The organism is Streptomyces sp. NPDC055287, from assembly GCF_053646035.1.
Map to the genome: position 1 here is coordinate 165,571 of NZ_JBSHNE010000006.1, position 20,677 is coordinate 186,247.

At 70.5% G+C, this 20,677-nt stretch carries 18 protein-coding genes, 1 tRNA gene and 1 riboswitch; of the genes, 5 read left to right on the top strand and 14 right to left on the bottom strand.

All coding sequences use genetic code 11. The features are described 5' to 3' along the window. Positions 1–19: 19 nt before the first annotated feature. The 4 genes from ACWIHY_RS12530 to ACWIHY_RS12545 form a co-directional block, all read right to left on the bottom strand. Positions 20–1,684: an AMP-binding protein gene (locus ACWIHY_RS12530; protein ID WP_454375616.1), complete on the bottom strand. Its 1,665-nt coding sequence runs from the start codon at positions 1,682–1,684 to the stop codon at positions 20–22. Between the two features lie 26 nt (positions 1,685–1,710). Then, positions 1,711–2,301, bottom strand: a complete 591-nt coding sequence (locus ACWIHY_RS12535) for a lytic polysaccharide monooxygenase auxiliary activity family 9 protein (RefSeq protein WP_454375617.1) — start codon at positions 2,299–2,301, stop codon at positions 1,711–1,713. A 119-nt stretch (positions 2,302–2,420) separates the two neighbouring features. Next, positions 2,421–3,635, bottom strand: a complete 1,215-nt coding sequence (locus tag ACWIHY_RS12540; protein WP_454375618.1) for an SPFH domain-containing protein — start codon at positions 3,633–3,635, stop codon at positions 2,421–2,423. A 10-nt stretch (positions 3,636–3,645) separates the two neighbouring features. Further along, positions 3,646–5,037 carry a peptidoglycan-binding protein gene (locus ACWIHY_RS12545; RefSeq protein ID WP_454375619.1) on the bottom strand — a complete coding sequence of 464 codons (1,392 nt, stop codon included), beginning with the start codon at positions 5,035–5,037 and terminating at the stop codon, positions 3,646–3,648. Between the two features lie 172 nt (positions 5,038–5,209). On the opposite strand from ACWIHY_RS12545, the gene ACWIHY_RS12550 reads away from it, so the two are divergent. From ACWIHY_RS12550 to ACWIHY_RS12560, 3 genes are all read left to right on the top strand, one after another. Further along, a tRNA-Lys gene (locus tag ACWIHY_RS12550) sits at positions 5,210–5,283 on the top strand. Positions 5,284–5,718: 435 nt separating this feature from the next. Next, a complete protein-coding gene (locus ACWIHY_RS12555) occupies positions 5,719–7,671 on the top strand; it encodes a glycosyltransferase family 2 protein (protein ID WP_454375620.1) in 1,953 nt (650 codons plus the stop codon). Further along, positions 7,668–9,602 carry a galactose oxidase-like domain-containing protein gene (locus ACWIHY_RS12560; protein ID WP_454375621.1) on the top strand — a complete coding sequence of 645 codons (1,935 nt, stop codon included), beginning with the start codon at positions 7,668–7,670 and terminating at the stop codon, positions 9,600–9,602. Before ACWIHY_RS12555 ends, ACWIHY_RS12560 begins: the two co-directional genes overlap by 4 nt. 72 nt (positions 9,603–9,674) lie before the next feature. On the opposite strand, the gene ACWIHY_RS12565 is transcribed toward ACWIHY_RS12560, so the two are convergent. Beyond that, positions 9,675–10,706: a glycoside hydrolase family 6 protein gene (locus ACWIHY_RS12565; protein WP_454375769.1), complete on the bottom strand. Its 1,032-nt coding sequence runs from the start codon at positions 10,704–10,706 to the stop codon at positions 9,675–9,677. Between the two features lie 136 nt (positions 10,707–10,842). Beyond that, positions 10,843–11,011: riboswitch (cobalamin riboswitch) on the top strand. A gap of 34 nt (positions 11,012–11,045) precedes the next feature. Between ACWIHY_RS12565 and ACWIHY_RS12570 the strand changes: the two genes are divergently transcribed. Both ACWIHY_RS12570 and ACWIHY_RS12575 read left to right on the top strand, forming a co-directional pair. Continuing rightward, on the top strand, positions 11,046–11,264 hold the full coding sequence (locus tag ACWIHY_RS12570; RefSeq protein ID WP_454375622.1) for a CbtB domain-containing protein: 219 nt from the start codon (positions 11,046–11,048) through the stop codon (positions 11,262–11,264). A 17-nt stretch (positions 11,265–11,281) separates the two neighbouring features. Beyond that, complete coding sequence (locus ACWIHY_RS12575; RefSeq protein ID WP_454375623.1) at positions 11,282–12,046, top strand: CbtA family protein; 765 nt, start codon at positions 11,282–11,284, stop codon at positions 12,044–12,046. A gap of 33 nt (positions 12,047–12,079) precedes the next feature. Here the strand turns inward: ACWIHY_RS12575 and ACWIHY_RS12580 are convergent, their stop codons facing one another. The 9 genes from ACWIHY_RS12580 to ACWIHY_RS12620 form a co-directional block, all read right to left on the bottom strand. After that, a complete protein-coding gene (locus ACWIHY_RS12580; RefSeq protein WP_454375624.1) occupies positions 12,080–12,751 on the bottom strand; it encodes a class F sortase in 672 nt (223 codons plus the stop codon). Position 12,752: 1 nt separating this feature from the next. Beyond that, positions 12,753–13,307 (bottom strand): hypothetical protein, encoded by a 555-nt coding sequence (locus tag ACWIHY_RS12585; protein ID WP_454375625.1) that lies wholly within the window; start codon positions 13,305–13,307, stop codon positions 12,753–12,755. A 116-nt stretch (positions 13,308–13,423) separates the two neighbouring features. Next, positions 13,424–14,203 (bottom strand): HAD-IIA family hydrolase, encoded by a 780-nt coding sequence (locus ACWIHY_RS12590; protein WP_454375626.1) that lies wholly within the window; start codon positions 14,201–14,203, stop codon positions 13,424–13,426. Between the two features lie 73 nt (positions 14,204–14,276). After that, positions 14,277–15,827 carry an alkaline phosphatase family protein gene (locus ACWIHY_RS12595; RefSeq protein ID WP_454375627.1) on the bottom strand — a complete coding sequence of 517 codons (1,551 nt, stop codon included), beginning with the start codon at positions 15,825–15,827 and terminating at the stop codon, positions 14,277–14,279. Positions 15,828–15,938: 111 nt separating this feature from the next. Next, positions 15,939–17,015 carry a 2-aminoethylphosphonate ABC transporter substrate-binding protein gene (locus ACWIHY_RS12600; RefSeq protein ID WP_454375628.1) on the bottom strand — a complete coding sequence of 359 codons (1,077 nt, stop codon included), beginning with the start codon at positions 17,013–17,015 and terminating at the stop codon, positions 15,939–15,941. Between the two features lie 38 nt (positions 17,016–17,053). Then, positions 17,054–17,851 carry an ABC transporter permease gene (locus ACWIHY_RS12605; protein WP_454375629.1) on the bottom strand — a complete coding sequence of 266 codons (798 nt, stop codon included), beginning with the start codon at positions 17,849–17,851 and terminating at the stop codon, positions 17,054–17,056. Then, positions 17,838–18,899, bottom strand: a complete 1,062-nt coding sequence (locus ACWIHY_RS12610) for a 2-aminoethylphosphonate ABC transporter permease subunit (protein ID WP_454375630.1) — start codon at positions 18,897–18,899, stop codon at positions 17,838–17,840. The genes ACWIHY_RS12605 and ACWIHY_RS12610 overlap by 14 nt, the downstream gene beginning before the upstream one ends. Further along, the gene (locus tag ACWIHY_RS12615) at positions 18,892–19,956 is read right to left on the bottom strand and encodes an ABC transporter ATP-binding protein (protein WP_454375631.1); all 1,065 of its coding nucleotides are present in this window, start codon (positions 19,954–19,956) and stop codon (positions 18,892–18,894) included. Before ACWIHY_RS12615 ends, ACWIHY_RS12610 begins: the two co-directional genes overlap by 8 nt. Beyond that, positions 19,953–20,666, bottom strand: coding sequence for a phosphonatase-like hydrolase (locus ACWIHY_RS12620; RefSeq protein ID WP_454375632.1), 714 nt, complete (start codon positions 20,664–20,666; stop codon positions 19,953–19,955). Before ACWIHY_RS12620 ends, ACWIHY_RS12615 begins: the two co-directional genes overlap by 4 nt. Positions 20,667–20,677: the final 11 nt, after the last annotated feature.

Genomic DNA, 20,677 nt, shown 5'->3' on the forward strand with positions numbered 1-20,677 from the left:
GGAAAGCAGGCCTTGTGGGTCAGCCCGGCAGGGCGTCGCGGCCGTGCCGTGCGTACTCCGCGGCCAGTGCCGACACGTCGGCCCCGGTCAGCCGGCGGTACGGGCCGCCGCCCGGCGCCCACCACACCGGGTCGGCGCAGCGGAAGCCCTCGCGGCGCAGCGCCACGCGGTGCACCTTGTTCGTCGCCGTCGTCGGCATCCGGGCGACGACGCGCACGAAGCGCGGCGCCATCTTCGTCCCCAGGTCCGGCTGGGCCGACAGGAACCGGCCGAAGGCGGACGGGCGGAAGGCCACCCCGTCGCGCGGCGCCACCGCCGCCATCACCTGGTCGCCCGCCACCGGGTCCGGTACCGCGTACACCGCAACGGCCGCCGCGTCCGACCAGCGGGCCAGGATGTTCTCGATCATCGCGGCGGCGAGGTTCTCGCTGTCGACCCGCAGCCGGTCGTCCGTGCGGCCGGCGAAGTGGAGGAAGCCGGCCGCGTCCCGGAAGAAGAGGTCGCCGGTCCAGTACCAGCCGCCCCGCCGGCGTTCCGACTCCGCCGCCTCGTTGCGCCAGTACCCCTCGAAGGGGTTCGGGCCACGGTTGACCAGCTCGCCTATCGCCTCCGAGCCGTTCAGGAGGCGGCCCGCCGCGTCCAGTACTCCGGGCGGGCGCTCCTCCCCCGTCGCCGGGTCGACCACCGCCAGGTCGTCCCCCGGTGCCGCCCGGCCGATCGCACCGGGCGGCGTGCCGGGGGTCCGCTGGATCGCGGCGCCGCCCTCCGAGGAGCCGTAGCCCTCGACGAGCCGTACGCCGAACCGTGCCTCGAAGCGGGCCGCGTCGACCGCCCCCGCCTCGGTGCCGAAGCCGAGCCGCAGCGTGTGGTCGCGGTCGTCGGGGCGCTCGGGGGTGGCCAGGAGGTACTGGACCGCGCGGCCGACATAGGTGAAGTACGTAGCGCCGTACGCCCGTACGTCGACCAGGAACCGGGACGCCGAGAAGCGCCGCCGCAGCGCGATGCCCGCCCCGCCCGCGAGGGCCGGCGCCCAGTCCGCGATCACCGCGTTGCCGTGGAACATGGGCATGCAGATGTAGTGGACGTCGTCGGGGCGGACGGCGAAGTGACCGGCCAGCGACGCGCCCGCCGCCGCGAGACGCCCCTGGGTGCAGATCGCGGCCTTCGGCGCGCCCGTCGAGCCGGAGGTGAAGTAGAGGAGCAAGCGGCTGCCCGGACCGACCGCGCTCCCGCCGACGGTCGCGCTGCCGGGCTTCTCACCGGCGTACGCGCGCAGACGCTGTTCGTACGCGTCGGTGTCGGTGACCAGAATCCGTAACCCGGGCAGGGCCAGACCGTCGAGCAGCGGCAGACGCGCGCGCTCGGTGACCAGTACCCGGCAGTCGGTGTGCTGGATGTCGCGGGCGAGCTCGGCGCCGCGCCGGGTCGGGTTGATGCCCGCGACGGCGGCCCCCGCGAGGGCCGCCGCGCCGAGCCACAGCGGGAATTCCGGGGTGTTGTCGAGCAGCACGGCGATGTGCGGCTCGGCTCCCCGGGGCAGCAGGTCCACGAGGAGCGCGGCCCGCGCGGCGGCGCCCGCGGCGACCTGGTGATGGCTGAGGGTGAGGTCCTCGGACCTCAGTCCCGGCCGGTGGTCGCCCCATTGGCGCTGTACGAGCTCCGCGACGGTGCCTGCGCTCCCCATGGCGCCGGAGGTTAGCTGACCCAGCGTCAGAACTGAACGTCGGAGCAGGCGTAGAACGCGTTGGTCGTGTCCGCCACGTTCCAGACCGCCAGAATGATGTGGCGCCCGGTCTTCTGGGTCGGGACCGTGCCCTGGTGGGTCAGGGTGGACGGCGGCTGCTGACCGCCGTACGGGACCGTCATGAACGGCTGGGATTCCAGGGCCGCCCGGGTGAGCGGCCTGCTGGAGTCCCAACCGTTCTTGGTGATGTAGTACCTGAAGTCGCTGGTCGCGTGCCGGGCGGTGAACTGCCAGCGGAAGCCGTAGCCCTGGCCGGCGGTGAGCCTGGTGGCGGGCCAGGCACCTCCGCGCGGGTCGTCGAGCTGGGCGAACTGGCTGTTGCCGCCGGAGCAGATCTTGCCGTCGGCCGGGCCGGAGGTGGGGAATCCCTTCGGCCCTTCGACGCTCTGCGGTTCCCATTGGATGTTGCCGCAACCGGTCACCGTGCCGTTGGCACAGAGCTTCTGACGGCTGATCGGGGCGTCAGTGTAGCCGTGACTGCTCGCGCTGCCGGTGGCGAGGAACGACACACCGGCCATCGCGAGGCCGACCACGGCCGCACCTGTCTTGATTCGCATGCTGGCTCCTGAACGTGGGGGCAGTTCTGTGAGCTGTGCTGCGCGCGTGTTGTGCGGTCTAGACCAAGTACCAATGTATTAACGGGTCATGAACATGTCCAGACCAATCGCGGAGGCGTTCACAGACCCTCCCCGCGTCCCGTGCAGAAGGCCACCGTCAGGTCCTTCACGAGCGCCTTGCGCTCGTAGTCGTCCAGTTCGACGAGCCCGCGCGAGGTCAGCCGCGTCACCGTGTCGTCCACCGCGTCCACCACCGACGAGAGCACACTGTCCCGGTGCTGCGCGTCCAGCGCCGCGACCCGCCTGCGCCGCATCGCCGCCGCCACCTCGGGGGCGTACTCGATCCGCGTCGGCTGCGCCGAGAAGACGTCGATGCCCACCGGCGCCGCCTCCGCCGCCAGCATCCGGGTCAGCGCGCCACCGACCGCCTCCGCGTCGCGCAGCGTCGGCGCGGAGTCGTGGAAGGCGTCGGCCGGCAGCTGGGACAGCACCCGCGCCATCGCCGCCTCGACCTGCTCGCGCAGGTACTGGACGTGGTCCTCGACGGCGAGCACCGCCCGCGCCGTGTCCCGGATCCGCCACACCACCAGCACCACGACCCGCAGCGCGACCCCCTTCGCGTCCACGGCCTCCATCGGCTCGCTCCGCCAGTGCCGCAGCCGTACGTCGACCCGGCGGCGCAGCAACAGCGGGCTCACCCACACCAGCCCGCTGCGCCGCACGGTGCCCCGGTAGTCGCCGAACAGCGAGAGCACCCACGCGTATCCGACCCGCCCCCGGGCCAGACCGCCGAACGCGAACAGCACCACCGTCACCAGCGCGGCCAGCACCGCCCACGTCCCGAGCGCGATCCCGTCGTACGGGCGCAGGGGCAGCCCGAGCAGGACGGCAACCGGCGGCGGCACCGCCCCCGTCCACCACACCAGCGCCCCGCCCACCGCGAGCGCCCCCGCCCCCACGGCCACGCCGCACCAGCCGGGCAGCGCGGGGCCGGGCCGCTCCGCGAGGTCCGGGTCGGCCGGCACGGCGGGCCGGGGGGACCGTACCTGCGCGGGCCCCTGCGCCGACTGGGAGGCGGCGGGCCTGCCCGCCACGCGAGGCTGCTCCCCGGTCCCCTTCCTGCGACTGATCACCGAGGCGCCCGGCGGCAGCGTCAACGCGGCCGGTCCGGTGTCGTCGCGGAACAGCAGGTGCACCGGGATCTCGACGGTGGACTCGTTCCTGATGACCGGGGCCCTCGCCGCGCTCTCGTTGCCCGGCCGCCCGGGAGCGGTGGGTGCGGTGGGTGCGGTGGAGCCGTCCGGCTCCGAGGCCTCTGAAGTCGTGGTGCTCATCGTTCCTCCGTCATGCGAAGAGCCGCCGCCAGGTCTGCGGGCCGGGATAGCCGTCGGCCTCCGCGCCGCGCCAGCCCTGCGCGCGCTGGAACGCCTCGACATTGCGCCGGTCCGCCTCGGTCCAGCGCGGCCCCGGCCCCGACACGTAGTGCTTGCCGAACCCCTTCTTCACCAGTTGTCTGCCGAGCTTCTCGACGTACTCGTTCGACTGGCCGGGCCTGAAGTGCTCCCGCCCGGGAAACGCCGCACCGGCCGTGGCGCCCGTGCCGGAACCGCCGGCTCCGGTGTCGCCGCCCTGGCCGGGCTCGTCGGCGGCCGGGATGTCCTTGCCCGCGTTCTGCACCAACAGCCGCCACGTGTGCGGGCCCGGCACTCCGTCGGCCTCCTCGCCGCGCCAGCCCTGCGCGCGCTGGAAGGCCTCGGTGGCGCGCCGGTCGGCCTCGCCCCAGCCGGGGCCGGGGCCGGGGCCCTGGCTGTAGAAGCGCTTGCCGCCCCGGGCGACGAGCATCTTGCCGAGCTGGGTGACGTACCTGTTGTTCGCGCCCGGCCCGAAGGATTTCGTGCCGGGATAGGCCGTCGCGGTGGAGCCGCTGCCCGCCGCCCCGCCGCTGACCCCGTTGTAGCGGTACCCGACGTAGCGCGCGGAGTGGTTCCAGTAGGCGTACGGGGTGACCTGCTTGCGGGTGTGCGGGCGGGTCTGCTCGTAGGCGATGTAGTGGGTGTGCGTGGAGTCGGTCCAGCCGCCGAAGATCGTGACGTGCGAGCCCTTGTTCGGGTCGGCCGGATTGTGGAAGAGAAGGATGTCCCCGGGCTCCAGCTGGTCCCGCTCCATGGGCGTGGCGTACTCGGCGAGGCTCCCCGTCCATTCGTTGCCGTCGAGGTTCCAGGCCATCGAGACGTAGCCCGAGCAGTCCTGCCGGTACCCGTCGCTCCAGTACCTCTCCATGCTGTACGGGACCTTCGCGTCCAGCCAGCGCTTGGCACGGGTGATGATCTCGGCCCGGGTGGTGGTCCGCAGCGTCGGCCGCGTGGCCGTGGGGGTCGCGTGCGTGGCCTGGCCGCCGTGGTCCGGCCGGCCGCCGTGGTCCGGCCGGCCGCCGTGGTCCGGCCGGCCGCCGTGCAGCGGACCGGGCCCGCCCTGCGGGGTGTCCGGGTCGTGATCGGCTCCCGGGCGCGTGGGCGCGTGCCCGGGAGCGACGGCGCTCGCCGCGCCGCCCGCGCCGCCGCCGAGAACCACGCCCGCGGCGGTGGCGAGCACCAGCACCCGGCGGGCTCCGTGGGCGGCCGGGTGGCCGCCGGCCGCGACCGTCAGGCCGAGGGCGGCGGCCCGGCGTTCCTGGGCGCAGCCCGGGCAGCCGCAGTCGGCCGCGGGTTCGTACTCCTCGAAAACCGGCATCGTCATGCGGTTCCCCTCCCGTGGGTCTTTTTTTGGGCGCATCTGCACGGGTGACAGTGTTTCAACTGTCTGGACATAACGCATGTTGACGGTCCAAATGGTAATCAAACGGACAGCGCGCGGCGTGGCCGGTTCCGAGCACCCGAGGCGGTCGGGTAAAGTTCTCGGAGTCAGACAGGCGCCGCTAGCTCAGTTGGTTAGAGCAGCTGACTCTTAATCAGCGGGTCCGGGGTTCGAGTCCCTGGCGGCGCACACGACGTCGAAGCCCCCTCACTCAGCGTGAGGGGGCTTCGGTGCTTTCCGGACACCCCACCCCTGTCGCATCACACCGGCCCATGACACAGGCGGCACCCAAAGCCCGCGTATGACCGGTAAACACCTTGTTTCACCCTTGCGATCAAAGCGGGGGTCGTAGACCCTATCCTGGAGCCTGTGGCTCCAATGGGGCGGGCGGTTTCGGCAAGTTGGGGGCGGAGCCGGCGACCGGGGGCCTGACGGAGCAAAGGGGCGGGGGCCCCGTTCTTGAACAGATCCCGGGGCGGGCATCATGCAACCGGAAGGTTGTCGTCCCATGTCTGAAGGGATGACAGCAGGCCACTTGTGCGCCCGGGACGGTCGAGGGGGACCGGCTCCGGGCGAAGAGACCGACGAACACACGCAGCCAGCATGCGTGCGGGGGGATGACTCATGACGTCGACGCCGACCGGCGCCCGGCACAACAACGACCCTTCCCGGACGGCGCAGCTCCGGGTACCCCCGCAGCTGCGGACCGGCGGGTCGCGCATACGGGCGAAGAAGCCGCTGCCGCGATACGACTACGAGCACTACAGCCGGCTCGCCGGACCGCTGACCCAGCCCGACCCGGCCAAGCCGTACACCGTGCAGTACCGCTCCCTGCTCTCGCAGGAGCCGCACCGTATCCGCGCGGCCATGCTGCTGTGCGCCGCGCCGCTGCTGTCGCTGGGGCTGTTCGTCTGGCTGATGCAGCCCGAACACTGGACCGAGCGCGACCCCAACCTCAAGAACGACACGCTGCTGATCCTCGACATCGTCATGCTGGTCTCGATCGGTCTGATCGAGCTCTTCCGCACGATGAACGTCCTGTCGAACGCGCACGCGACCCTGGTCGCCCGCGACCCCGTCCCCGTCGTGCCCGAGACCGGTACCCGGGTCGCCTTCCTCACCTCCTTCGTGCCCGGCAAGGAGCCGCTGGAGATGGTGACGAAGACGCTTGAGGCGGCGGTCAAGATCCGCCACCGCGGCCTGATGCACGTATGGCTCCTGGACGAGGGCAACGACCCGGCGGTCAGGGAGGTCTGCGAGCGCCTCGGCGTGCACCACTTCTCCCGCAAGGGCGTCGCGAAGTGGAACCAGGCCAAGGGCCCGCACCGGGCCAAGACCAAGCACGGCAACTACAACGCCTGGCTCGACGCCCACGGCGACGACTACGACTTCTTCGCCTCCGTCGACACCGACCACGTGCCGCTGCCCAACTACCTGGAGCGGATGCTCGGCTACTTCCGCGACCCGAACATCGGCTTCGTCATCGGGCCGCAGGTGTACGGCAACTACGACACCTTCGTCACCAAGGCCGCCGAGTCGCAGCAGTTCCTGTTCCACGCCCTGATCCAGCGCGCGGGCAACCGCTACGGCGCCCCCATGTTCGTCGGCACCTCCAACGCCGTACGCATCAGGGCGCTCAAGCAGATCGGCGGCCTGTACGACTCGATCACCGAGGACATGGCGACGGGCTTCGAGATCCACCGTGCCACGAACCCGGCCACCGGCAAGAAGTGGCGCTCGGTCTACACGCCCGACGTGCTGGCCGTCGGCGAGGGGCCGACCGCCTGGACCGACTTCTTCACCCAGCAGCTGCGCTGGTCTCGCGGTACGTACGAGACGATCCTCAAGCAGTACTGGAGGGGCTACGGCTCGCTGCCCGCGGGCAAGCTCTTCAACTACACGATGATGATCATCTTCTACCCGATGTCCGCCATGAACTGGATCCTCGCGGCCCTCAGCTGCGCGCTCTTCCTGGGAATGGGTGCCTCGGGTGTGCAGATCGACCCGGCGATCTGGATGATGCTGTACGGCAACGCCTCCGCACTCCAGATCGGCCTCTACATCTGGAACCGCCGTCACAACGTGTCGCCGCACGAGCCCGAGGGCTCCGGCGGCCTGGCCGGCATGGTGATGTCGGCACTCTCCGCACCGATCTACGCGCGCTCGCTCATGGACGCCGTACTGCGCCGCAAGTCCGGCTTCGTGGTGACGCCCAAGGGCGACTCCTCCAGCCCCGACACGCTCTTCGGCACCTTCCGTATCCACCTGTTCTTCATCCTGGTCTTCGGCGGATCCCTCGGCTCCTCCTTCTTCTTCGGCCACAACCACCCCGCGATGATCACCTGGGCCACGCTCGCCCTGCTGATCACGGCGGCGCCGATCTTCGCCTGGCGCTGGTCCATGCGCGAGGAGAAGAAGAAAAAGAAGGCGCGGGGCAAGCACGGGGCTCCCCCGCCGCCGAGCCAGTCAGAGCCGCCGGCCGGTCCCCCGCCCGAGGCTCACCTGCCTCAGCAGAAGCCCACCTGGGCCGCTTCCGACCAGACCATGCAGATCGCCCTTGGGGGACGTAAGAAATGAACTACCGTCCGAGCCGCCGCACCCGCCGCCTGGCGATAACGGGTGTGGTGGTGCTCGCTCTGGCGGGGATGAACGGGCCCGCGCTCTACCGCTTCGGCTCGGAGCAGTACCACGACTACAAGATCAACCGGCCCGAGTACAAGGCGGAGAACGGCCACTGGGACTTCCTCGACGTCCCGTCCGAGTTCCGGATCAACACGATCCACGCCGCACTGCTGCACACCGGGAAGGTGCTGCTGATCGCGGGCTCGGGCAACAACCAGAAGAACTTCGACGCCAAGAAGTTCCAGTCGGTGCTGTGGGACCCGAAGACGAACGCGTACAAGATGATCCCGACGCCCAAGGACATGTTCTGCGCCGGGCACACCCAGCTGCCCGACGGAAAGCTGCTGGTGGCGGGCGGTACGAAGCGGTACGAGAAGCTCGAGGGTGACGTCACCAAGGCCGGCGGCCTGATGATCGTCCACAACGAGGACCCGGACGCTCCCAAGACGCTCCCCGCGGGCACGATCTTCACGGGCAAGAAGAACGGCAAGACGTACGTCTCCAAGGACCCGGTCCTCGTGGAGAAGGCCAAGAAGGTCTTCGACAAGAGGACCGGCCGCTTCCTGCGCACCGAGGCCGGCCTCGGCCGGATCTACGTCGAGGCCAAGGCGTCCGGCAAGAAGTACGAGTCCGGCACCGAGGACAACTACCGGGTCCACGGCCTGACGGGCACCGACGCCAAGAACGTGTACGGCATCGCGCAGAAGCTCGCCCTGGACAAGAAGGACTTCCAGGGCATCAAGGAGGCCTACGAGTTCGATCCGGTCGCGGAGAAGTACATCACCGTCGACCCGATGAACGAGGCCCGCTGGTACCCGACGCTCACCCCGCTGGAGGACGGCAAGGTCCTGTCGCTGTCCGGCCTGGACGAGATCGGCCAGATCGTCCCCGGCAAGGACGAGATCTACGACCCCGTCACAAAGAAGTGGGAGTACACCGGAGTCATCCGGAAGTTCCCGACGTACCCCGCGATCTTCCTGATGAACAACGGCAAGCTCTTCTACTCGGGCTCCAACGCCGGGTACGGGCCCGCCGACGAGGGCCGCGAGCCGGGCGTCTGGGACCTGAAGACCAACAAGTTCAAGAAGATCCCCGGCCTCAGCGACCCGGACCGGATGGAGACCTCCGCGACTGTGCGGCTGCCTCCCGCCCAGGACGAGAAGTTCATGGTCATCGGCGGCGGCGGGGTCGGCGAGTCCGAGAAGTCCAGCGAGAAGTCACGCCTCGTCGACCTCAAGGAGCCGAACCCGCGCTTCAAGGACGGCGACTCGCTCGACCAGGGCACCCGCTACCCGAGCGCGTCCCTGATGCCCGACGACACCGTCCTGATCACCGGCGGATCGAACGACTACCGCGGGCGCGGCGGCTCGGACATCCTCCAGGCGCGGCTGTACGACGCCAAGACCGGCACGTACCGCCGGGTGGCCGACCCGGCGGTCGGACGCAACTACCACTCGGGCTCGCTGCTGCTGCCGGACGGGCGGGTCATGATCTTCGGATCCGACTCGCTGTACTCCGACAAGGCCAACACCCGGCCCGGCGTCTTCGAACAGCGCATCGAGATCTACACGCCGCCGTACCTCTTCCAGGACGCGCGGCCGAAGCTCACCGGCGGTCCGAAGACCATCAAGCGCGGCGGTACGGCGACCTTCCAGTCGGCGCACGCCACGTCCATCAAGGACGCGAAGCTGATGCGGCCCAGCGCCGTCACCCATGTCACCGACGTCGACCAGCGCACGGTCGCGCTGGATCTGAAGAAGACGAAGGACGGCATCTCGGTCACCGTGCCGAAGAACCGGGCGCTGGTCCCGTCCGGCTACTACATGCTGTTCGTGACGGACGATCAGGGCACGCCGTCCGAGGGCGTCTGGATCGAGGTCCCGTAGTCCGACGGGTGTGCGACGAGGGGGCCGCCCGATGCCGGGCGGCCCCCTCGTCGCGTTTCGTCGCGAGCGTCGTTACTTCGCGTTGCGGGCCAGTTCGAGCGCGTACTCCTCGTACCACTCGCCGGCCTTCGGGCCGCCCTTGCAGTCGCCGTCCGACTCACCGGGACGCTTGATCCACAGGAAGGCGTCGACCAGCTCGTCGCCGGTCTTGGTCGTCGGCTTCTCACCGAGCGCGCGGCCCGGCGGGTTGCACCAGTTCTCCTCGGGGGCGCCCCCGGTGTACGGACCCTTGCCGTTGCGGCTGGTGTCGATGACGAAGGGCTTGTTGCCCACCTTCGCCGACAGCTTCTTGCCGAACTCCTTGCTGACCGCGGTGGTCTGGAAGTTGGATACGTTCACCGAGAAGCCGTCCGCGTCCGCGATGCCCGCCCACTGGAGCGGCTCGAACAGCGAGTCGGGGGACTTCCAGCCCGCGTTGCCCGCGTCCAGGTACACCTTGACCTTCGGCTGCTGCTTGAGGCGCTTGATGGCGCCCTTGAGAAGGTCGTACCGCTCCTCGTGGAACTCGTCGGGCGTGCAGCCGTCGACCAGGTGCAGCACTGCGTCCGGCTCCAGTATCACGGTGGCCGGGCGGTCGCCGATGCCCTTGGCCACCTGGTCGGCCCAGGCCCGGTAGGCGTTGCCGTCGGCGGCGCCGCCCTTCGAGAACTGGCCGCAGTCACGGTGCGGGATGTTGTAGAGGACGAGCAGCGCGTCACGGTCGGCCTTCTCGGCCGCCTCGGTGTACCCCTTCGCCTGCGCCTCGGCGTTCTCCGGGCCGATCCACTCGGCGGTCGGCTGCTCGGCGATCTTCCTGATGAGCGTGGCCTTCTCGTCCTCGCCCTTCTTGGCGAGCGCCCCGGCCTGCTTGGCGGCGTTTCCTTCCGGATTGACCCAGTACGGATCGCTGCCCTTCGGCTGCTGCTTCACCGGCGGCAGGCTCGACTTGTCGCCTCCGTCACCGCCGGAGGAGGAGCACCCCGCCAAAAGCAGCGCGGCCCCCACAGCCCCCACCGCGGCCACCCGGACACCCTTGCGCCTACGGCCGCTGTAACTGCCGTACATCCACTCCCCCTTGGCTGCGCTCAACGATGCGCTGAAGATTTGCTGAGGACCCCCCGGCCCCTCCCCGGACACATCCGGTCGAAACCATCCTGACACACCGGCCGGGGGCGGGGGGCGTGCGGGCAATGGCCTGTTGACAGTGCTCAGCCGGGCTGGGACTCTCCGTGAGACAACTCCACACACATCGAGGCGACGGTGGACAGGAACCCGGTGCGAACCCGGGACGGTCCCGCCACTGTGACCGTGCGAGCGCCCAAGGCGCTCCCGTACGGAAGTCAGGAACTGACCCGTCGTCCTCCTGAATTGGGGCGTGGAAACCCCAGAAGGAGGCTCACCGGTATGTCTCTGCACACTGCGCAGCACACCGACACCGCGGCGGTCGCTTCCGCCACGACCACCACCCGCGACTGGCTGATCATGGCCGCGGCGGCGATCATCGCCGTGATCGCGCTCTACGCGGTCTTCATGGACAACGGCACGGTCGTCTCCGCGACGGGCGACTACCTGCACGAGTTCTCGCACGACGGCCGGCACCTTTTCGGTGCCCCTTGCCACTGATCGGGGCCGTACGCACCATGTCGACACCTGTACTCCCCCTGCTCGGACGCGGTCTCGCGGCGGGCGGGGCGGCCGGTCTTGCCACCGGCCTCTTCTCCCTGCTTCTCGCCGAGCCCCTGATGGACCGTGCGATCCGCCTCGAAGAGGCACGCTCCGCCGCCACGGAGCACTCGCACGACGCCGCCGCCACAGCGGTCCAGCACCACGAGGAACTGTTCTCCCGCTCCACCCAGCACTTCGGGCTGGTCGTCACGGCGGTCGTCGCGGGCCTCGCACTGGGCGCTCTCTTCGCCCTCGCGTACTCCTTGGTGCACCGTCGTACGGGCCTCGGTGAACGGCCGTGGCCCCGCGCCCTGGCCTTCGGCGCGGCCGCGTTCGTGGCCGTCTCGCTGCTGCCGGGCCTGCGTTACCCGGCCAACCCGCCGGGCGTCGGCGACTCAGGCACCGTCGCCAACCGCCAGGCTCTGTGGCTGGCCGCCGTCGTGATCGGCATCCTCGGCATGGTGCTGGCGTGGCAGATGTACGTACGCCTCGCGGACCGGTCGCTTCCGGTGCGCCAGGTCGCGGTTGCCGTCACGGCGGTCGCCACGCTGGCGGTGCTCTTCGCACTGCCGGGCAACCCGGACGAGGTCCCGGTCGCGGCGACGCTGCTGTGGGACTTCCGTGTGCTGTCTCTGGCGTCGCACGCGGTGCTGTGGGCGGTGTTCGCGGGGGTCTTCGGAGCCCTGGGCCTGCGCGCGGCGGCCCGTACGGCTCCGGCCGCCGAGCCGGTGACGGCGTAAGGACGGCTCCCCGGCTCCCCGGCGGACGACCGCTCAGTCCCGGCCCGCGTGCGTCAGGTAGGCCGAGACCACGACGTTCGCCGTATAGGTGCGGGCCTTCTTGTCGTACGTGCCCCCGCAGGTGATCAGGCGCAGTTCCGCCCGGTCGCTCTCGCGGGGGCCGTACACCTTCTGAGGGTCGAAGCGTTCGCGCGTGAAGACCTGGATGTCGTCGATGGTGAACTCCAGGCTCTCGCCGCCGGCACCCGTCACCCTGACCTTCTCGCCGGGGCGCGCTGCGCTCAGGCTGTAGAAGACGGCCGGTCTGCTCTCGGTGTCGACATGGCCGACGAGCAGGGCGACACCCGCGTCACCCGGCCTGGTCCCGCCCCCGTACCAGGCGACCTTCGACGACTGGTGGTACGGCGGCGGATCGACGGCGCCGGAGTTGTCCAGCCCGCGGGGGACTACAGGGGCCGTGATGCCCAGGGACGGCACGGTGACGTGCTGCGGCGCCGCGCCGTCGACCGGCGCGTGCGCGGGAGGCAGCGGCTCTCCCAGCGGGCGGCCGACAGCGGCCACGTCTCCGGTGGTCGGCGCGGAGCTGCCGCCGGGTCCGTCGGTCATCTCCCGGCCCCACAGCCACAGCCCGAGCAGCAGCACGGCCCAGGCGACGCCGGTCAGCAGCCTTCCGCCGCCACTGGCCGGGCGGTCCTCGGCGGACATGTCAGTCCGCGTCCGTACGACGACGGCGTACGCTCCGGTACGCCACGGCCACGGCCGCCACGCCCGCCAGCACGAGGCCGATCACGGTGTGCGGCGTCCCGGGCCCGCCCTCCTCGGCCGCGGCGACCTCGGCCGTACCGCCACCGCCCGCGTGCACGGGAGCGATGGGGGTGGAGTGGTGGGTCGGGTGGTGCGTGGGCTTGTGGTGGTGGACGACCGTCACCGTGCCGCTGGCCCGGCCGCCGCCCTCGCACTTCACCCAGATCTCGTAGTCCTTGGCCTGGGCGTCCGAACGGATGCGGGCCTCTGCGAAGAGGTCGCCGCGGTCCGCCGCCGGGTTGAAGTGGGCGGGCGACGAGAAGGCCTCGGACGTGCCGGTGGCCTGGTCGCCCCGGCACACGTCGACCCGCAGATCCACCTCCCCGCCCGGGGCGATGGTGGACGGGGTGACGAGGACCCGCCCTTCGACCTCGTTGTCGGCGTGGACGGCGGATGCGGGCGCGATGACCGCCGCGGCCGCCACGCCGGCACACAGAGCAAGCTGAAATGAGCGCATAGTGAACCTCCTGGTACTACGAAGATTCACCGGTACGGGCCGTTTCCGCATCTCCAGGGGCCCGTCACTGCGCCGTACGGGCCCCTGAAGCGTGCTGCCGGACGGGGCGGGGCCGGTCAGACGCGGTCGACGAGGTCCGCGATCGAATCGACGATCGTCGAGGGCCGGAACGGGTAGCGGTCGACGTCCGCCGGACCCGTCAGACCGGTCAGCACCAGGAACGTCTCCATGCCCGCCTCGAGCCCGGCGAGTACGTCCGTGTCCATCCGGTCGCCGATCATCGCGCTCGTCTCGGAGTGCGCGCCGATCGCGTTCAGCCCGGTCCTCATCATCAGCGGGTTGGGCTTGCCCGCGAAGTACGGGTCCTTGCCGGTCGCCTTGGTGATCAGCGCCGCGACGGCCCCCGTGGCGGGCAGCGGGCCCTCCCGGCTCGGGCCGGTCTCGTCGGGGTTGGTGCAGATGAAGCGGGCGCCGTCGTTGATGAGCCGGATGGCCTTGGTGAGTGCCTCGAAGCTGTACGTACGCGTCTCGCCGAGAACCACGTAGTCGGGGTCGTGGTCGGTCAGGACGTAACCGATGTCGTGCAGCGCGGTCGTCAGGCCGGCCTCGCCGATGACGTACGCCGTGCCGCCGGGCCGCTGGTCGTCGAGGAATTGAGCGGTGGCGAGCGCCGAGGTCCAGATGTTCTCGACCGGCACGTCCAGGCCCATGCGGAAGAGGCGGGCGTGCAGGTCACGGGCGGTGTAGATCGAGTTGTTCGTCAAGACCAGGAAAGGCTTGCCCGACTCACGGAGCCGCTTGATGAAGGCATCGGCGCCGGGGATGGGCGTTCCCTCATGGATGAGGACGCCGTCCATGTCGGTGAGCCATGATTCGATCGGCTTGCGCTCTGCCATGTGCCGGACTCCTGCCGTACGCAAAAAACGCTGGGGACGCCCGGACCACACCGTCCGGACGCCCCCAGCCTAATCAGGCTGCTGTGATCTTGACCCCGTCGATCACCCAGTACCAGTTGTTGCTGCCGGTGTAACGAAAGCGGAAGCTGACGCTGGTGGCGCCCGACGGGACGGCCAGGGTCAGCGACTGGGGCTGCGAGATCACGTCCGCCGTGTACGACTTGACGGCGACCGGTGTGCCGCCGTTCCAGGAGGCGAGGATCTGGGCGCTCTGGCTGCCCTCCTGACGGTAGAAGGTGGTGAAGTCCAGCTTCACCGTCGCCTTGCCGCCGACGGCGTGCGCCGGGGTGACGAGCGTCGAGTCGTACGTACCGGAGAAGGCCTTGTCGGCCCACTCGTCGGAGTCGGCGACCGCGAAGACGCCGCGCGAGCGGACGTTGAGCTCGCGGGACTGGTCGCGCTGGGTGCGGCTCCAGAACTCGTCGGTGGCGAAGGCCCAGCCGCGCCACTCGGTCATGCCGCCGGTGCCCATGGCGTTGTTGATGACGGACCAGCCGCTGGGCGCGGTGTGCGTGAAGCCGAGGACTCCGGCCGGGATGCCGGTCTCGTCGACCCGCCCGGAGAGGGAGGAGTGCAGGGCGTCGAAGGGGTCGGCGGAGCGCTCCTGGACGGGCTTGCCGTCCAGGCCCCACGCGGGGTCGGGGGTGATCCCGAGCTGCTTGAAGACGGTGGCGGCGACGTCGACGAGGCGGGTGTCGACGGGCCGGGCGCCGGCCGCGATGCCGGGGCCCTGGGCGAGGACGAACGTACGGCGCTCCTCTACGGCGCTGCCGCCGTGGCCGCCCGCGTCGGTGTGACCGTGGTCGGTGGTGACGATGACCGTCCATCGCTCGGAGGCGTACGAGGGGCGGGATTTGACGGCGGCGAGGAGCCGGCCGACGTAACCGTCCTGGACATCGATCGCTTCGAGGTACTTGGGGCTCGCGGCGCCCGAGTTGTGGCCGACGATGTCGGTCTGGCCGAAATAGACGAAGAGGACGTCCGGGTTCTGGTCGCGGAGGACCGACTCGGTCTCGCTGGCGATGGTGGCGTCGTGGCCGGTGTAGCCGTCGGCGTCCCCGTCGAGTACGAGTTTGGCGTCGGCGCCGGGGGTGACCGTGCCCTGGGCGTCCAGCGGCTTCCAGTCGACGGCGGCGTACGTCGAGAGGCCGGGGCGGATCTGGGCGAGACGGGCGAGGACGCCGGGGTACTTGGCGTAGTTCTTGCCGGTGAAGGTGTTGTCCTTCACGCCGTGCTTGTCGGGCCAGACTCCGGTCGAGACGGTCGACCAGCCGGGGCCCGAGGAGGTGGCGGCCATGGGGTTGGCGTACAGCAGCGAGGTGCCGTAGGTGCCGTTCGCCATCAGGGACTTGAGGTGCGGGGCCCGGGCCGCGGCGATCCTGTCGTGACGCAGGCCGTCCATGCCGATCACAAGCACCTTGTCGAGGCTGGTGCCGTTGGGGAGGGTGGGGGCCGCGGCGGCGGCCCGCGCGGGGGTGGCGGCCAGTGGTCCGGCGGCGACGGCCGCTGCTGCCGCCGCTGTGCCGGCGGCGAGGACGGAACGTCTGGGTATACCTCGGGACATGTGATCCTCCAAGGAAAAAGCACGGGGGGTCTGGACCAGACCCGTTACCTTTGCGTGATAGCGGAGACCGGTCCAGACCCTCGCAGCCAAGCTTGGCCGAATGGTTACTGATCAGCTTCCAGTAGCCGACTTCCAGGCATCGATGTAGTCGTCGAGGTTCGTGCCGATGTCGTTCCAGTCCGGCTCGAAGACCTCAACTCCCTTGAGAATTCTGGCAAGTTCGGTGGCATTGGACCCCGTGGCCTTGATGTCCGTACGGGCCGGGAAGCCGCCGCCGATCTCGCTGACCTGCTGCTGCGCGCCCTCGGCGAGCATGAAGTCGAGGAGCTTCTTGCCGTTCTCGGTGTGCGGAGCGTCGCTGACAAGACCGGCGGCGTACGGCAGCGCGAAGGTGGTGGGCCCGCCGCCCTCCTTCGCCGGGAACCAGATGCCCAGGTTCGGCATGGACCTGGACTGCGCGAAGTTCATCTGTACGTCCCCGTTCGCGACCAGGATCTCGCCCTTGTCGACCTTCGGCGCGAGCTTGGACGTGGAGGAGGACGGGCCGACGTTGTTGGCCTGAAGCTTCTTCAGGTACTCCATCGCCGGCTCTTTGCCACCGAAGTCGTGCATGGCCTTGATGACGACGGCCGTGCCGTCACCCGCGACGCCCGGTGTGGAGTACTGGACCTTGTCCTTGAGGGAGGAGTCGAGCAGGTCCTCCCACGTCCGGGGTGTTTCGCCCCCCTTGAGCTCCTTCGTGTTCCGGATGAAGCCGAAGTAGTTGTTGACGACGGAGGTCCACTTGCCGTCGGGCGCCTTGTTCGCGGCGGCGACCTTGTCGGCGCCCCGGGGCTCGTACTTCTGGAGCAGTCCCTTGGCGTCGGCCTGCTGGATGAAGGGCGGCAGGGTGACGACGACGTCGGCCTGGGTGTTGGACTTCTCGCGGACGGCGCGCTGCACCATCTCGCCGGAGCCGCCCTCGACGTACTCGACCTCGATGCCGGTCTTCTTCTCGAAGTCCTCGAAGACCTGGTCGTACCAGCCGTCGCCGTTCTCGCCCTTGAGGCCGTCGGCGCTGTAGACGGTGACGGTCTTCTCGTCGGACGCGGCGGACGAACCGCCGCAGGCGCTGAGGGAGGCGGCGAGCGCGAGGCTGCCGGTCACGGCGACGGCCGGCTTCGCGATGCTGCGGATGTTACGGGCCATGACGTTTCGTATCTCCTTGGGGCGTGAAGAGTGGCGGGTCAGCGGAAGGAGGCGCGGGTTCGGACGCGGGAGACCGCCAGCAGGACGAGCAGCGTCGTACCCATGAGGACCACGGCGACCGCCGAGCCGGTGAAGAGGGACCCGCGGTCGGTGGCGGTGAAGATCCGCACCGGGAGCGGCATCCAGTCGGGCGGGTAGAGCATCATCGTGGCGCTCAGCTCGCCCATGGACAGGGCGAAGCAGAGCCCGGCGGCCGCGTTGAGCGACGGCAGCAGGAGCGGGAGCTTCACCTTCCACAGGACGTACGAGGGACGGGCGCCGAGGGACGCGGCTGCCTGTTCGTACATCGGGTCCAGCCGCAGGATGGCGGCCGAGAGCGACTGGTAGGCGAACGCCGTGACAAGAACGGTGTGCGCGAGGATCACGATCCAGCGCGTTCCGTTGAGCAGCAGGGGCGGCTGCGAGAACGCGACGAGGACGGCGAGGCCGACGACCACCGAGGGAACGGCGACGGGCAGCATGAACAGCGCGTCGAGCACCCGCTTCCCGCCCTTCCTCAGCGCGGCGGCGGCGAGCGCCGCCCAGGAGCCGACGACCAGGGCCAGGAGGCTCGCGGTGAGGGCGGTGACCAGGCTGGTGGTGAGCGCCTGGAGGGACTCTCCGCGTACGGCGGACGCGTAGTGCCCGGCGGTCGGGCCGGAGGGGAACGCGCCGGACCAGTGGGTGGAGAGGGACGCTGCGGCGACGACGAGGAGGGGGAGGGCGAAGAGCGGGACGAAGAGGACGAGGAACAGTCCCCAGGCCGCCCACCTTCCCGCGCGGCTATGCACCAACACGACGGCTCACCACCCGGTAGAGGCTGTAGAGGCCCACGGAGATCGCGATGTTGACGACGGCGACGACGCAGGCGGCGGGGTAGTCGGATTCGAGGATCGCTTTGCCGTAGACGAGCATCGGCAGCGTCGTGACGCCCTTGGCGCCGGTGAAGAGCACGATGCCGAACTCGTTCAGGCACATGACGAGGACGAGGCTGCCGCCGGCGGCGAGGGCGGGAAGCGCCTCCGGGAGGATGACCCGGCGGACGATGCGGGCGGGCTTCGCACCCAGCGACGAGGCGACTTCGAGCTGGGCGGTGTCGAGCTGGGAGAAGGCCGCGAGCAGGGGCCGCATCACGAAGGGCGTGAAGTACGTGATCTCCGCGAGGAGTACGCCCCACGGGGTGGTGAGGAAGTGGAAGGGCCCTTCGGCCGCGCCCGTGACGTCGGTCCAGACGCCGTTGGCCATCCCGGTGGTGCCGTAGATGAACAGCAGCGCGAGGGTGATCAGGAAGGACGGGAAGGACAGGAACACGTCGATGAACTTCGCGACCGCCTTGCCGCCGGGGAAGGGCACGAAGGCGATGACGAGGGCGAGGACGAAGCCGAGGACGAGACACCCGACGGTCGCCCCGACCGCCAGCCACACGGTGGTGGCCAGCGCGTCCCGGAACGCCTCGGAGGCGAAGACCTCGGCGTACGGCTCGACGGAGGTGCCGCCCTCGTCGGGCGAGAAGGACTGCTGGACGACGAGGGCGAGGGGATAGAGGAAGAAGAGCGCGAGGACGGCGACGGGCGGGAGAGCCCAGAGCCATCGGGGGGCGCCGACCGGCCGGTCGGCGCCGCCGGGCCGGGTGGGGCGGCGGGACGGCTTCCCCGGGGCGGCGGGTCGGTCGGGCCGGTCGTCGGTGGCTTTCGCGGTCGGCGGCGGTGCGGTGGCGCCGTCCAGCAGCGGGCCCGCGCTGTCCGCCCCTTCCGCAGCACGGCTGGTACGGACGGGGGTTCCCGTGCGGCGGGAGGCCGGGCGCGGCCCGCCGTCCCCCGCGCGCACAGCCTCCACCTCAGCCATCGGAAGCCACCCCCGCCCCCAGCAGCACGGCGTCCTCGGACGCGAAGTGCACCGTGACCTCGGCCCCGAGCTCCGGCGTCTCGCGCAGCTCCCGCAGATCTGCCTTGAGTCGGTGGCCGCCCACGTCGACGTACAGCCGGTGCGTCGCTCCACGCCACTGCACCTCCGCGATCGTGCCCCGCAGGGCGTTGGGGCCCTCGCCGAGACCGACGAGATGCGGGCGTACGCACAAGGTGGCCGTCGCCCCTCTCGTCGCGCCCCCGGTGGCGACCTTCAGCGGCGTACCGGCGAAGGAGACACCTTCGCCCTCCCCGGCGGCCACCGTGACCGGAAGAAGATTCGCGTTGCCGACGAACGACGCGGTGAACTCGGTCGTCGGCCTGCGGTACAGCTGCTGCGGCGTACCGCAGTCCTGGAGCCGCGCCCTGTCCATGACCGCGATGCGGTCCGCGAGGGTCAGCGCCTCGACCTGGTCATGGGTGACGTACAGGATCGAGACGTCGGGCAACTCCCGGTGCAGACGCGCCAGCTCGGCCAGCATTCCGGATCTCAGCTGCGCGTCGAGCGCCGAGAGCGGCTCGTCGAGGAGCAGAACTCCGGGCCGGATGGCGAGCGCCCGGGCGATCGCCACGCGCTGCTGCTGACCGCCGGACAGCTCGCGCGGATTTCGCTTGGCGTACGACGCCATGCCGGTCATCTCCAGCGCCTCGGCGACCCGCCCGGGGATCTCGCCCCTGTTCACCTTCTGCGCCTTCAGGCCGAAGGCGACGTTGTCCTCGACGCGCAGGTGCGGGAAGAGGGCGTACTGCTGGACGACCATGCCGATGCCGCGCCGGTGCGGCGGCAGCCCCGTGACGTCGCGGTCGCCGATGAGCACCCGCCCGGAGGCGGGCCGTACGAAACCGGCGACGGCCCGCAGGGCGGTGGTCTTGCCGGACCCCGAAGGCCCGAGCAGGGCCATGACCTCGCCCGGCTCGACGGTCAGGTCGAGCGAGTCCAGGACCGTGGTCCCGCCGTACGCGACCGAGACGTTGTCGAAGCGGATGCCGCTCGTCATCGTCCCTCCCCCGCCAGCAGACCGGGCAGCTCCCCGACGGACCCGAGGACGTGCGTGGCGCCGTGCGCGAGCAGCTGCTCCCGGTCGTGCGCACCGGTCAGGACGCCCGCGACGACGCTCGCGCCGGAGCGGACGCCGCTGAGCATGTCGTACGACGTGTCACCGGCGACCGCGATCTCCCGCACCCCGTCGGCGGCGCCCGTACGCAGCAGCGCGGCGAGCACCATGTCCGGGTACGGCCGGCCGCGGCCCCCCGCGTCGGCCGGGCAGAGCGTCAGCTCGACGAGCCCCTGCCAGCCGAGCGCGTCGAGGATCGCGTCCTGGGTGACGCGGGCGAAGCCGGTGGTCAGCACCACGTGCCGGCCCTCGGAGCGCAGTTGCTCGATCGTCGCGCGGGCGCCGGGGACGGGCGCGATGTGCCCGGCGTCGACGAGACTGCCGTACGCCTCCTCGAAGGCGGCGTTGGCCCGCCGGGCCATGGCCTCGTCCCCGAAGAGGTGCCGGAAGACGGAGATCTTGGACTCGCCCATGGTGGCGCGTACGTACTCCAGCTTCGCGGCGTGATCGTCGGATCCCGGCTCGACGCCGAGGCGTTCGGCGGCGGCGGAGAAGGCCCGCTCGACGAGGCCGCCGTCGGCGACGGTGGTGCCTGCCATGTCGAGGACGACGAGGTTGGCCCTGGGCGCTTCAGTCCTCTTCGTTTCCGCCATCTTCGTTTCCA

What these genes read in the sequence shown, in the direction of transcription:
- ACWIHY_RS12555 (WP_454375620.1), top strand. Translation starts at nt 5,719, where the DNA reads ATGACGTCGACGCCGACCGGCGCCCGGCACAACAACGACCCTTCCCGG.
- ACWIHY_RS12585 (WP_454375625.1), bottom strand. Translation starts at nt 13,307, where the DNA reads ATGCGCTCATTTCAGCTTGCTCTGTGTGCCGGCGTGGCGGCCGCGGCG.
- ACWIHY_RS12610 (WP_454375630.1), bottom strand. Translation starts at nt 18,899, where the DNA reads ATGGCTGAGGTGGAGGCTGTGCGCGCGGGGGACGGCGGGCCGCGCCCG.
- ACWIHY_RS12620 (WP_454375632.1), bottom strand. Translation starts at nt 20,666, where the DNA reads ATGGCGGAAACGAAGAGGACTGAAGCGCCCAGGGCCAACCTCGTCGTC.
- ACWIHY_RS12570 (WP_454375622.1), top strand. Translation starts at nt 11,046, where the DNA reads ATGTCTCTGCACACTGCGCAGCACACCGACACCGCGGCGGTCGCTTCC.
- ACWIHY_RS12530 (WP_454375616.1), bottom strand. Translation starts at nt 1,684, where the DNA reads ATGGGGAGCGCAGGCACCGTCGCGGAGCTCGTACAGCGCCAATGGGGC.
- ACWIHY_RS12615 (WP_454375631.1), bottom strand. Translation starts at nt 19,956, where the DNA reads ATGACGAGCGGCATCCGCTTCGACAACGTCTCGGTCGCGTACGGCGGG.
- ACWIHY_RS12535 (WP_454375617.1), bottom strand. Translation starts at nt 2,301, where the DNA reads ATGCGAATCAAGACAGGTGCGGCCGTGGTCGGCCTCGCGATGGCCGGT.
- ACWIHY_RS12580 (WP_454375624.1), bottom strand. Translation starts at nt 12,751, where the DNA reads ATGTCCGCCGAGGACCGCCCGGCCAGTGGCGGCGGAAGGCTGCTGACC.
- ACWIHY_RS12590 (WP_454375626.1), bottom strand. Translation starts at nt 14,203, where the DNA reads ATGGCAGAGCGCAAGCCGATCGAATCATGGCTCACCGACATGGACGGC.
- ACWIHY_RS12545 (WP_454375619.1), bottom strand. Translation starts at nt 5,037, where the DNA reads ATGACGATGCCGGTTTTCGAGGAGTACGAACCCGCGGCCGACTGCGGC.
- ACWIHY_RS12575 (WP_454375623.1), top strand. Translation starts at nt 11,282, where the DNA reads ATGTCGACACCTGTACTCCCCCTGCTCGGACGCGGTCTCGCGGCGGGC.
- ACWIHY_RS12560 (WP_454375621.1), top strand. Translation starts at nt 7,668, where the DNA reads ATGAACTACCGTCCGAGCCGCCGCACCCGCCGCCTGGCGATAACGGGT.
- ACWIHY_RS12595 (WP_454375627.1), bottom strand. Translation starts at nt 15,827, where the DNA reads ATGTCCCGAGGTATACCCAGACGTTCCGTCCTCGCCGCCGGCACAGCG.
- ACWIHY_RS12540 (WP_454375618.1), bottom strand. Translation starts at nt 3,635, where the DNA reads ATGAGCACCACGACTTCAGAGGCCTCGGAGCCGGACGGCTCCACCGCA.
- ACWIHY_RS12565 (WP_454375769.1), bottom strand. Translation starts at nt 10,706, where the DNA reads ATGTACGGCAGTTACAGCGGCCGTAGGCGCAAGGGTGTCCGGGTGGCC.
- ACWIHY_RS12600 (WP_454375628.1), bottom strand. Translation starts at nt 17,015, where the DNA reads ATGGCCCGTAACATCCGCAGCATCGCGAAGCCGGCCGTCGCCGTGACC.